Raw genomic sequence first — 11,844 nt, 5'->3', positions numbered from 1 at the left:
GGGTGTAGTTGAGCACCACGGCGTCCGGCGCGAACAGGCCCGTCATCAGGTATTTGTCGCGCAGGTCGGCATTATCCGCGCCCTTCATCATGTCCGGATGCGTGGCGTAAAGCGTCTTCGCGTAATGGCTGGTGCACATGGGGTCGTCTCCAATTGGTGTCATACTGATCTGTATCGATCAATATGTTTCATTTTCAATCTCTTTAGAGGCTCCCAAATCGTTTTGGAAGCCATAAGTGCGTTATTGTCCGCCCGTTTTGAGGTAAGGCGCGATGGCGGGATCGGCTTTCGCCCACAGGTCGGCGACCATATGGCCGAAATAGGCTGATCCCTTCGCCCCCATATGGGTATAGTCGAACGCCTGTGTGTTGCCAGTGCCCTGCGAGGCGTCGGTAAAGACGGCCGGAACCGAGGTGCCGGAGGCCTGCGTATCCAGCACATTCTGCGGAATCGGCTGGCCGGCGAGGGTATTAGCCTCCACAAGGCCCATGGCCTGCACGGCTGTCTGGCTCCCGGCATTCAAGTCGATCAGGGTGACATGCTCCGAGCGCGCCACCAGCCGGGTCGCGGTGGCCCAAGGCAGCAGGTCGGGCATCAGCTTGCCATCCTTGAAATGGCGCTGGGTGATGGGCGTGACCAGCACCGGCACCCCGCCGGCCTGGCGCACATCGCGGGCATAGTTGCGCATATTCACCGGAAATTCGGTCTCAAGATTGGTGTGGCGCTCCGGCTTGCTGGAGCCGTCGTTATGGCCGAACTGGACCAGCACATAGGTCGCCTTGAAGGCCTGCTTGTCGTGCAGTTGCGCCAGGATCTGGTCCCACAGGCCTTCGACGCGATAGCTCTTGGAACTGCGGCCGCCGCGTGAAGCATTGATACAGGTGACTTCGGGTATGAACTGGGCGCAGAAGCCTTTGCCGTAGCCGCTCTTGTCGGTCATGGTCGAGTCGCCGACGAGGATGACGCGGATCGGCGGGCGTGTTTGCGCCAGGGCGTGGCCAGAGATAAACAGGGCAAAGGCGGCCAGAATGCCAAGGCGGGTTTTGCTCATGATTGGGGTGCTCCAACGGCATCGAGGCCGTGTTTCTGCATGAATTGCAGCGCCTGCGGCCCCCAGGGCAACAGGTTTCCCTGCTTGTCCTTCAGCGGGAAACCGTGGGTGGCGCCTTCATAGAGGTGCAGTTCGGTCGGTATCTTGGCATTGTTAAGCGCATCGAACATCAGCATGGCGTTCTGGTGCGGCACGACGGGATCGTTGGTGGTGGCGCAGACGAAGGTGGGCGGCGCATTGGCAGGCACATGCAGTTCCAGCGAATTGGCCTGCCGCGCCTCGTCGGTCGGGTTTGCCCCCAGAGCGGCGTGCATCGACTGCTGATGGGCGTAGGGCTGCATCATGGTCACAACCGGGTAGCACATGGCCGCCACGGTCGGTTTGGCGGAGAGGGTATCGGCGGCGTCGACCGGCGTATAGGCCGGCTTGTCGAAGCGTGTGGCCAGCAGGCCGGTGACGTGGCCGCCGGCTGAGAAGCCCATGACGCCGACGCGGTTGGGATCGAGACCCAGTTCCTGGCTGCGTGAGCGGATCAGACGGATGGCGCGCTGGGCGTCCTGTAAGGCCACTTCCGGCCCGGCCGCCCACGGATCGCCGGGCAGGCGGTAATCCATGGTGAAAACGGTGTAGCCCAATGAGGCCAGCCAGGCGTCGATATCGCCGCCGGCCTTGCTGACGGCGACGCGGACATAGCCGCCGCCGGGGATGAGCAAAACCGCCGCGCCATTGGGTTTCGCCGGACGACGCAGCAGGAGCCACGGCTTGCGTACATGTAGGAAGGCGGTGTCGTTGGGATCGCCGCCGGGATGGCGCAGGATGACTTCTTCCGGCGTTGTCACGCGTTCGCCACCCGGTGGGTCGCCCAGCCACAGGTCCTGGATCGACAGATCGGCGGTCTCGGCCTTTGCGGCCAGCGGTAAAAAGGCGGCCGTACCGGCGGCGGCGCTCAACGACAGAAAAAAGCGGCGGTCGATCATGCGAGTGTTTCCTTAATTGCCGAAGGGTTTGGCGGCAGCCGGTGTGGCGCTGGGTGGCACCTTATAGCTCGATTCCGGGTCGGGATGGGCCGGATCAAAATCAGGCAGGCCGTCGATCAGTTGATCGGCAAGGGGCAGATGCGCGTCACGTAACCCTTGGGTGATGATCTTGGCCAGTTCGTAGGCGCCGTAAGGGCTTTGGTGCGTGGCGTCGCGCTGGCTGCCATCGGCGCTGTGCTCGAACAGGGCCAGAGAGCCTTGCGCGCCGAGCGCTTCATACAGGATCTTGCTTTTGGCATTGAGATCGATCAAGGGCGCACCGGTCTCGGCGGCGGCTTCGCGCGCCAGTTGCGGATAGGGGGCGAGGCTGTCGGTGACGGCGCCGTTTTCAAAACTATGTCGGTTCATCGAGGTGACGATGACGGCTTTTGCGCCCCTGGCCTGAACTTGTTTAATCCAGTTGATCAGGCCGGCCTTGTACTTCGCCGGGGCCTGTGGGTCGGTCTTCAGTTCCTTCATGTCGTTATGGCCGAACTGGACGATGAAGACATCGCCCGGTCTGATCAGTGACAAGATTTTCTGGAATCTGTAGCGGCCGTTGGAGCCGCTGACCGTTTCGCCCGACTCGGCGTGGTTGGCGATGGCCACGGTCGGCTTGAAGAAGCGCGGCAGCATCTGGCCCCAGGCGGCATAGGGCTCGCCGGACTGATCGCAGACAGTCGAGTCACCAAGCAGGTAAATCGTCGGCACATCGGCGGGCGCAATCGTGATTTCGCGTACCGATGGGTTCAGGCCGTCGAATTCCAGCGTGATGCGATTGTCCCAGGCGCGCGCTTCGGTTTCGGATTCGCGCGGCACCTTGAGGCGTACCTGGCCACCGCCCGGCAGGTTGGGCGTACGCACATTGACGATGAAGGTCTTGGTGACTTCGCCCCCGGCCGGGGTATCGGCGGTCTCGACCATCAGGCGGCGCAGTTCGGCTTTGACCGTAGTGGTGGCGGCTTCATCCGATCCGAGCGTTACCGTGACCGTATAATTGCCTTCCGGGGCATCGAAACTGAAAAAGAACGGATGTCCGCCGGCGCTGTTCGCTTCTAGCGCGGGCGCTTCACCCTCGAAGCCGAAACCGGTGCCGAAGCCATACGGCGCGGCCGTGTTGACGGCAGTGACATCGGGCGACGGCTTTGCCTCGGTGCCAAAAACGAAGTGGCGCTGAGCGGCGTGTCCGGCGGCCGGGCAGACCAGGGCCAGCGCCATAAGGCTCGTGCAAAACGGCTTTATCCCGAACATGAGACCCTGCTTGTGTTGATCGAATATGTGTTTACGTGATCATTTATGATTGATATTACGATTTGACAAGAGATAATCGGGAGCAAACCGGCTTGACCGCATCACATCTGTATACCGGCGTAGTTCACGGTGCGCCCATGCCGAAGCCGGACACCTGGGCGCGACTGTTCAGGGACGCCGATGGTCTGCATCTAACCTTGCCCGCGCATAAACCGGATGAACCGGTCTATGCCTTCTGTATCAAGTTGGCTGCATCATGAATCGGTTGAATGTGCGTGATTTCGGTGCGGCGGGCGATGGCGGTACGCTTGATACGGCAGCCATTCAGGCGGCCATAGATGCAGCCACTCCGGGTGATATCGTGTTCCTGCCTTCGGGACATTATCTCAGCTTTACCCTGGCCTTGCGCAGCCATGTTCATGTGTCACTTGAAGCCGGATGCGTATTGGAAGCGGCCGACCCGGCGCGCCATGACGGCCGGTATGAGGCGGCCGAGCCGAACCCATTCGATCTCTATCAGGATTTTGGCCACAGCCATTGGCGCAACAGCCTGATCCACGCGATTGGTGTCGAGGATGTTTCGATTTCCGGCCCAGGCCTGATCGACGGACGCGGCCTGACGCGGGAAGGGCCTGGGTCACGCTGGCGCAAACAGGCCGGTGAGTTTCCGCTCAGTATGCAGGGCCTGTCCGCCGCCGAAATGGCCGAACTGTCGCCGGAGGTATCGGCGATGGCCGGGCTGGGCAACAAGGCCATCGCGCTATGCCGGGCGCGTGGCGTGCGTTTGCAGGATTTCACCATTCTGCGCGGTGGGCATTTCGCCGTGCTGGCCACTGGCGTTGATGACCTCGTGATCGAGAACCTGCTGATCGATTCCAATCGCGATGGCATCGATATCGACGGCTGCCGGCGCGTGACGGTGCGCGGCTGTCGCGTCAATACGCCGAATGACGACGCCATTGTGTTGAAATCGAGCTTCGCCCTGGGCGCGCGATGCGCTACCGAGGACGTGGTGATCGAGAATTGTCAGGTCAGCGGCTTTGATGCCGGCACGCTTTACGATGGCACGCGGGGGCGGATACAGATGTTCTCACCCGACCGCGACCGCGTGACGGGCCGCATAAAGATCGGCACGGAATCGAGTGGGGATTTCCGCCGTATCCGCATCAATGGCTGCACCTTTGAACGTTCACGCGGCCTGGCGCTGGAAACCGTCGACGGCGGCACGATTGAGGATGTGGTAGCCTCGAACCTGACGATGCGTGAGATCACCACGGCGCCGATATTCCTGCGGCTGGGGGCGCGGTTGCGGGCACCGGAAGGCGCCGCGCCGGGGGCGATCCGCAATATCATTATCCGCGACGTGACCGCTGAGGGTATTTTGCCGGATTACGCGGCGCTGATCATGGGATTGCCGGCGCATCCGATCGAGGATGTGACGCTGGATAATGTGCGTCTGGTCTATGACGGCGGCGGCGCGGCGGCCGATGTGGCCCGCCAGTCACTGGAACTCGAAGACGCCTATCCGGAACCGAGCATGTTTGGTCGTACACCAGCCTATGGTCTGTGGGCGCGCCATGTGCGCGGCCTGACGCTGAAAGGTTTCAGCGTCACCACGACCACGCCTGACGCGCGGCCGCAGACGCTCTTCGAGGATGTGACACTGGGCTAACGCCCGCGTCCCCACAGGGTGGCGTATTTCCAGCCGGTCAGGTCTTCCACGACTTTTTCGCTTTCCGGGCTGGCGGCTTCCGTGGCGCCGCTACGCAGGCGTTCGATCTCGTCCATCAGGACAGCGTGAGTCTTGGCGTTCAGGCGGAATTTCAGCGCCACAATGAGGCCCAGCAGCATGACCACGATCGGCCCCACGACCATGACCAGCACCAGCACATGCAGCGCATGTGGTGTCTGGGTGGCCGCGCCGCTGACATAGCCGCCCATGCCGATCAGCGTGCTCGTCCCCCAGATGGCGGCGGCCTGAGACAGCTTGCGCACCAGTGTCATGACGCCGGCGAAGATGCCTTCGCGGCGCTGGCCGGTGACGGCTTCATCGACATCGGGCAGGTAGTTATAGACGCTCCACGGCACGAAATTCAGCGTACCCCGGCCCAGCCCGGCCAGGATGACCGGCACGAACAGCCAGAACAGCACGATGGGCGACACCTGGCCGAAACCGGCGAAGATGTTATGCTCGATGCCGGCGATCGCCTCGCCGAAACCCGCCGGACGATGCAGGAAGAAGATGTAGCACAACAGGCAGGCGGCGATGAAGGCGATGATCGCCAAAGCGTAGGCGCGGGTCGGCCCGGCCATCATGACGACGCGGATGGCGATCATGACCGATATGAACTGCACGATGTACATGGTGGTCATCATCTGCGAGATGATCAGGGTCGATCCCATCATCACGGCGGCCACGAAGATGGCGAAGGCGGCGTTGAAAATATCCTGTGAGATATAACCGCCGAGATAGATGGCCAGGTGCTGGCGGAAGGCGCGGATGTGCAGGGTCGAAAACAGGTCGCGGAACATATTGAACGGGATCAGCAGGGCGCGGGCGACATTCAGCGGGGCGGGGCGGATCAGTTTTTCCGCTTCGGTATAGGGGCGTTCCCAGGTAAAAATCACCGACAGGACGATGACCAGCGAGGCCAGTCCGCCGAAGATGGCGCCGTTGATCAGGAAGGTGCCGGCCGAATCCTTGCCGAGATGATTAATGATCAGGGTCGGCAGATACGAGGCCAGCACAGCGGAGGCCTGGGCGCACAGAATACGCGCGCCGGCGAAACGGGCCTTCACCTTGTAATTCTTGCTCATTTCCGCCGGCAGGGTTTCCCACGGAATGAGCACGAAATTATAGATCAATTCGAAGAACAGGTACGAAAACAGATAGTAGTAAAAGGTGTGTCCGGACGCCCACATCAGCGCGAATGACGGCAGCAAGGGTATGGCGATCAGCAGGAATATCTTGCGCCGGCCTATTTTACGCCCGATCCAGGTGTGGCGCAGATTGTCGGATATGTAGCCGATCAGCGGGCAGGTGAAGGCGTCGAAAAAGCGTGAGATGGCGAAGATGCCGCCTGCGTCTGCGATATTGATGCCGCAGAAGGTGGTGTAGAAATAGATCATCCAGCCGGACGTCACCGCCGTGATGCCGGCGCCGACCAGATCGCCGGCGCCCCAGCCCCAGTAGTTCAGCCATCCCGTCTTGCGTTCCGGGATTGCCGCCGTCTTGTTGGATGAATCTGACAACTCGTTTACCTGCCTGCGTTTTTTATGGTTTAAATAAAGCGATACATGAATTCACCCATAGCCAGCAGGGCCATAGCCTGGCCGAACGGCATCGAGGTGAGGGGCACATCCTTGTATTCCTGAATCGAATTGAAGACCGGCGTACCGAACGACACCTGTGTCAGTTCGCCCTCGGCCGAAATATGGTCGCGCACCGCCTTGGCGCCGCGTACGCCGATGGCCTCATATTCACGGGAAATATAGCCCTTACGCACCGCTTTCAGGATGCCGTAGGCGAAACCGGCCGAGGCCGCGGCCTCCTCATAGGAGGTTTCATCGTCAAGGATGGTACGCCACAGGCCGGACGGCGCCTGCACCTTGGCCAGCGTCTTGACCTGGGCTTCGAGCGTATCGATCAGGAAGGTGCGCAGCACATCGTCCTTGGGCAGGTTGAGCAGTTCGATGAACTCAGGAATAACGATGGTGACCCAGGAATTGCCGCGCCCCCACAGGGCCTCGGCGAAATTATGCCGCCCGTCGAAGGTCCAGCCGTGGAACCACAGGCCGGTCTTGCGGTCGGTCAGGTATTTGATATGAATGAGGAACTGGCGCTTGGCCTCCTCGACATAGTGCGGCCGGTTGAGCAGCAGGCCGATCTTGGCCAGCGGCAGGACCGACATCATCAGGGTGTCGTCCCATAGTTGCTGGTCGTTGACCGAGTTGTAAACAATGTGCTGGAAGCCGCCTTCCTCGGTGCGGGGCAGGTCATTATAGACCCACTCACCCCAGACATCGAGATAAGGCAGATACATGCGATTGCCGGTGCGCTCATAGAGATAGGCCAGCGTCAGGAAGGGCGCCACCGTATTGATGTTGCGCGAGGGCATCCCCTCCTTGAAACGGTCCTCGAACCACTTGATCATGATGTCCCAGGCCTTGGGATCGCCGGTCAGTTCCCAGTGCTTGTACATACCATAGAGGCCGACCCCTTGCGTCCATTCGAAGCCGTGCCAGCCCTTGGTATCGATGACGCGGCCGTCTTCGAGGCGCAGCAGGAATTCACCGGTTTCATCCTCGATACTGACCAGATTGTCGATCAACCGGTCGATAGCGGCGCGGTAATCGTCACGGTCGGCGTCAAGTCCGGCGGTATGGTGTTGCAGCAGGTCCGGCAGCAGGTGCGGATGGGTGGGTTTGAGAATCTGGTTGGTCATGGAAAGCCTTGGCGCTTAACGCTGGGTACTGGAGGGGGAGGGAACAGGTTCGACCGTCAGGCCGCCGCGCACATTGGCGAGCACGACGAGTTTGACCGGTTCAAGGGCATTTTGCGGCTGGCCGTCGGAGGTGACGGCGAGGGTGAGGGTGTTGTCGCCATTTGCATTCAGTATGCCGGCCGGAATGACGAAGACATGCTGCGGGCCGATATTGGCGGCGAAATTGCCCAGGTGCCAGCCATTGACGAAGATCAGGGCGCGGTTGACATGATCGGATTGCGGCTTCGCCGGATCGCCGATTTGCAGGCCCAGTTGCACGTCCTGGCCCTCCGGCAGGGCGAGCGGCACCTGTGTGCACAGCCAGTAGGTGCCGGGGGCCGGCGGCGCGCCGGTGGGTGTGGCTTGTGTCCAGCCGGTATCGTTGCGCTTGGCGGGCAGATACCAGCCTTCGCGTTCACCATAGAGGCCGCCATTGTTCATCGGGCCGCGCACCAGGTCGGCGAGATGTTCGCCGCCGCGATTGCCCTGGATCTTCCACGAGATCGGTGTGGCCGATGACAGTGAAGCGCTGATCAGGCCGCGCGCTTCCTTGTGTTCGTCATCGGCGGCCAGGTCCCAATTGTGCGAATGGTTGCGCACCATGACCGAAATCACATGATCGCCGGCCGTCAGTTGGGGCAGGCTGAATGACGCCCTGGCGGTCGTTTGCGGGCGCGCCTTGCCGGCAGGAATTTCATCCTGGCCGAGGAAATGGCCGTCGATCCAGACCTGCATCATGCCGGCGCCGCCGCCGCCATAGTTGAAATCAATCTTGTCCGGTCTGGCGGGGGCCGTGGTGAAGCGGCCACGATACCAGACATCGCCGTGATGGAAGCCGTACTGGCTCATATCGAGCACCGGCTGCCCGGCGGGTGGTTGGGTAGCCGTCGTGGCGGTGGAAAAAGTGGCGTCGGCTTTGCGCCATTGGCTGTCGTCGAACGCCGGACTGGCTTCGGGAGAACCGGTGCGACGTTCCCACTTGAGTGTCATCAGGTCGGGCGGCGTGACCGCGATGGGAAGCTGGATACCAAAGCCGTGGAGGCCGGTGTCGGATTTTGCAAGGCCCAAGCCAGCCCCATTGATCTCAATCCCGGCAACAGGCTGATCGAACCAGATATCGATCGTACCGTCATCCGAGGCCGACACATCTACCTTGATGCGCAACAGGTCGGGTTCATCGGCTGAATCGAAGCTGGCGGACCGCAGCAGGGACTGGCTGCGCGCCAAAACGCGGCCTTTCGATGTATCGAGCAGCCAGAATTGCTGGGCGGTGGCATCATCGGCCAGGAACAGCAAAAGCGGCGCCTGGCCGGGCGCGCTGATACGCATAAGGCTGTAGCCTTCATGTGTATAGCTGAGTTTCAGGTCGCCGGTTTTGGCGTTATAGGCGCTGGAAACCACGCCTTTCAGCACCTCTATCTTCGGCTTCTTTGCATAGCGCAGGACGGTTTCACCGCCTTCTCCCGCGCGACCGTAGAGCAGGGCCACATCTCGGCCGCCCTGGCGGAAATGGGTCTGGGTATCTGAGGTCGTATAGACCAGATGCTGGCGTTCCAGTGGGTAATTGGCCAGCAGCAGCTTGCCGTCCTGGCCGTTCAGCTGGGTGTTGATATGATAGCTGCCGTCCTGCGTTTTCAGGTCGAAAGCGAAGGCGTCCTTCGTGGTGGCGTTGGAAGGCTCATGAATGGCGAAAATCAGTTCGCCTTCATCCTTCGCGCCGACATCATGATAGAGTTTGACGCGCGGGTTGTCGCTGACGAGCGGCGCGCCCTTGTCGAGATCGGCGAGCAACGGCTCGGCGGCCTGCACGAACTGGCCGAGTTGCTTGAAGGTCAGTTGCTTGGGGCGAATGCGACGGGCCTCATCTATGCCGGCGCCATAGTCATAGGAGCTATAAACGACGCTGGCCGGCAGCCAGCCCCACGAGGTGCCGCCGAACGCCATATAGACGCTGTGGATCGACAAGCCGTTGATCAGGCTGGAGCCGAAGGTGGTGCGGACATATGCCGGGCCGACCCGTTGCGCCGTGCAGTCATAGGTGCCCTGGCTGCCCCAGAAATCGAACCAGCCACCACCGATCTCGGCGGCGAAGCCCGGCGTATTGGGCGAGGCCAGCGCGCCGACCTTGACGATGCCTTCTTTATTCGGCGTGGTGTCACCGTACATCCCCCAGTTCGGCACCGGATTAGGCTTACCGATGTCACGCGTGCCGTTGCAGCCGCCACCGGGATAGCCGTCGAAGGCGTAAAGATCGGTCGGGCCGGGGACCGCGAAACTGGCGGTGGAGCCGGGCGGCGTCCAGTTTGGCAAACGGCCGGCGGAATTATGGAACAAAGGCACGGTGATGCCGTCGGCGCGCACCTTATCGGCCAGATGCTGCATGTAGCGCTGGCGCGACGGCGAAGTGTCGCCCAGTTCGTTCTCGATCTGGTAGGCGATGATCTTGCCGCCGCCGGTGGTGATCTGATGACGGGCGATAATGGCGTCGATCTGGGTCTGCCACTCGTCGACGGCTTTCAGGTATTCCGGATCGTCGGTGCGCGCCACCGCCTTTTGTCGCGCCAGCCAGCCGGGGAAGCCGCCCATTGTCAACTCGGCATTGACGTAGGGGCCGGGGCGGATGATGACATAAAGCCCCTCATCCTCGGCCATCTGGATGGCGCGCTCGACATTGCGCACGCCGGAAAAATCATACTGGCCCTGTTCGGCGGTGTGATAGCCCCAGTCGATATAGAGGGTGACGGCGTTATAGCCGGTGGCCTTCATCTTTTGCAGCACGTCGCGCCACAGCGACGGCGAGGGCAGGCGGAACGGCTGGAACTCGCCCGACCAGATCATGACGCGCTTGCCGTCGATCATCAGGGAATGGCGGTCCCAGGTCTCGATGGCGGGTTTCGCTTCGGGCCGTGTGGCGGCTTCGATCGTGGCGGTCGGCTCGCGGATGACCGTGAAATGACGCACCGCGCCGGAAACGCCGCCCAGTTCCGCTTTCGGCGTCCAGGTGTCGAGGCCGTCGAAGCTGTCGGAATACCAGTAGCGCTTGCCGCGATAGTCATCAAAATAGATTCGCCAGCCGTCTTTTCCATCGGCGCTCTTGATTGGTGCGAGGGCCGGACCTTCGATCCAGTCGCCCCAGCCCGCCCAGTCGCCGGTGCGGTCGATGGTCCACGGGCCGGTCAGGTTTTTTGACCAGGCGCGTTCCAGGGTCTTGGTTGTTTCGTTCTTGGTGATGACAATATAGCGGTCGCCGACCTTGATCGGGAAGGTATCGATATGATTATTGCCCAGTCCCTGCATGGCCTGCGGCGCTGAAAAATGCGTCAGGGTGGCGTCGGTCGCGGTCAGCACATAGGCGGCGAAGGGGCCTTTTGTGCCGCCCTTGGAAAGAGAAACGACGATGGAGACGGTCCCGTCCGCGTCCTGAAACCATTCGGGCGCCCAGGTATTTGTGAGGCCCGGCACATCAAGCTTGACGTCCGTCAGGTGCTCCCAGTGGTGCAGGTCGCGGCTGCGGGTGATGCCGAAGGCAGGCGTGCTCCAGCCGGTGGTATAGACGACATAATAATAGCCGTCCGCCGCGTGCAGGATCGACGGATCGCGCAGCAAGCCAGACGCCGGCGTATAGGCCTCCGAGGCCAGCGAGGTGAAGGTCTTGCCGTCATAGGAGGAAAACAGGCTGAGGGTGTTTTCCGAGGTCGAATTGAAGGCCGACATCAGCCAGGTGGTGTCGCCGCGCACGGGTGCTACCGGACCTATGGCAGTTTTGGATGTGGCATCGGCAGCGGGCGTGACAGCTTTCTGGCTGGTGAGGCCCATCGTATCCATAAAGGCGTCGCCGCTCTGCGGGGTGGCAGGTGTTTGGGGCTGAGCTTGAGGATCGGCCCATGCGCCAGTCGCCAGAGCGGCCAAAACCACCACACTCGTGCAAACGGATTGGCGCAAACGTGCTCTCACCCTTAATTCTCCCCTGTTCCTGACTTTTGGTGGCTTGGAATTTGCCATTGACAGACCGGGATATCAATGAAAAATATCAAAATCAATC

Annotated in this window: 8 protein-coding genes; 2 read left to right on the top strand and 6 right to left on the bottom strand. The window is 61.4% G+C overall.

Annotated elements, in window-relative coordinates:
• Nucleotides 1-241: 241 nt before the first annotated feature.
• The 3 genes from VL130_RS15810 to VL130_RS15800 are packed head-to-tail and all read right to left on the bottom strand — an operon-like array spanning nucleotide 242 to nucleotide 3,318.
• Nucleotides 242-1,051, bottom strand: a complete 810-nt coding sequence (locus tag VL130_RS15810) for a GDSL-type esterase/lipase family protein (protein ID WP_325364245.1) — start codon at nucleotides 1,049-1,051, stop codon at nucleotides 242-244.
• Nucleotides 1,048-2,028 carry an alpha/beta hydrolase gene (locus tag VL130_RS15805; protein WP_325364243.1) on the bottom strand — a complete coding sequence of 327 codons (981 nt, stop codon included), beginning with the start codon at nucleotides 2,026-2,028 and terminating at the stop codon, nucleotides 1,048-1,050. Before VL130_RS15805 ends, VL130_RS15810 begins: the two co-directional genes overlap by 4 nt.
• Before the next feature lie 12 nt (nucleotides 2,029-2,040).
• Entirely contained in the window at nucleotides 2,041-3,318 is a 1,278-nt protein-coding gene (locus VL130_RS15800) for a rhamnogalacturonan acetylesterase (protein ID WP_325364241.1), read from the bottom strand.
• A gap of 92 nt (nucleotides 3,319-3,410) precedes the next feature.
• Between VL130_RS15800 and VL130_RS15795 the strand changes: the two genes are divergently transcribed.
• A complete protein-coding gene (locus tag VL130_RS15795; protein ID WP_325364239.1) occupies nucleotides 3,411-3,578 on the top strand; it encodes a hypothetical protein in 168 nt (55 codons plus the stop codon).
• Nucleotides 3,575-4,990: a rhamnogalacturonidase gene (locus VL130_RS15790; protein ID WP_325364237.1), complete on the top strand. Its 1,416-nt coding sequence runs from the start codon at nucleotides 3,575-3,577 to the stop codon at nucleotides 4,988-4,990. The genes VL130_RS15795 and VL130_RS15790 overlap by 4 nt, the downstream gene beginning before the upstream one ends.
• On the opposite strand, the gene VL130_RS15785 is transcribed toward VL130_RS15790, so the two are convergent.
• Genes VL130_RS15785 through VL130_RS15775 form a run of 3 tightly spaced genes read right to left on the bottom strand, consistent with a single transcriptional unit; the run spans nucleotide 4,987 to nucleotide 11,744 of the window.
• On the bottom strand, nucleotides 4,987-6,570 hold the full coding sequence (locus VL130_RS15785; RefSeq protein ID WP_325364235.1) for an MFS transporter: 1,584 nt from the start codon (nucleotides 6,568-6,570) through the stop codon (nucleotides 4,987-4,989). The genes VL130_RS15790 and VL130_RS15785 overlap by 4 nt on opposite strands.
• A gap of 29 nt (nucleotides 6,571-6,599) precedes the next feature.
• Nucleotides 6,600-7,763, bottom strand: a complete 1,164-nt coding sequence (locus VL130_RS15780) for a glycoside hydrolase family 88/105 protein (RefSeq protein ID WP_325364233.1) — start codon at nucleotides 7,761-7,763, stop codon at nucleotides 6,600-6,602.
• Nucleotides 7,764-7,778: 15 nt separating this feature from the next.
• The gene (locus tag VL130_RS15775; protein ID WP_325364231.1) at nucleotides 7,779-11,744 is read right to left on the bottom strand and encodes a beta-galactosidase; all 3,966 of its coding nucleotides are present in this window, start codon (nucleotides 11,742-11,744) and stop codon (nucleotides 7,779-7,781) included.
• Between the last annotated feature and the right edge of the window lie 100 nt (nucleotides 11,745-11,844).

Source organism: Asticcacaulis sp. (genome assembly GCF_035497195.1).
Lineage (GTDB): Bacteria > Pseudomonadota > Alphaproteobacteria > Caulobacterales > Caulobacteraceae > Asticcacaulis.
This window is presented reverse-complemented; position numbering and strand designations above follow the sequence as displayed.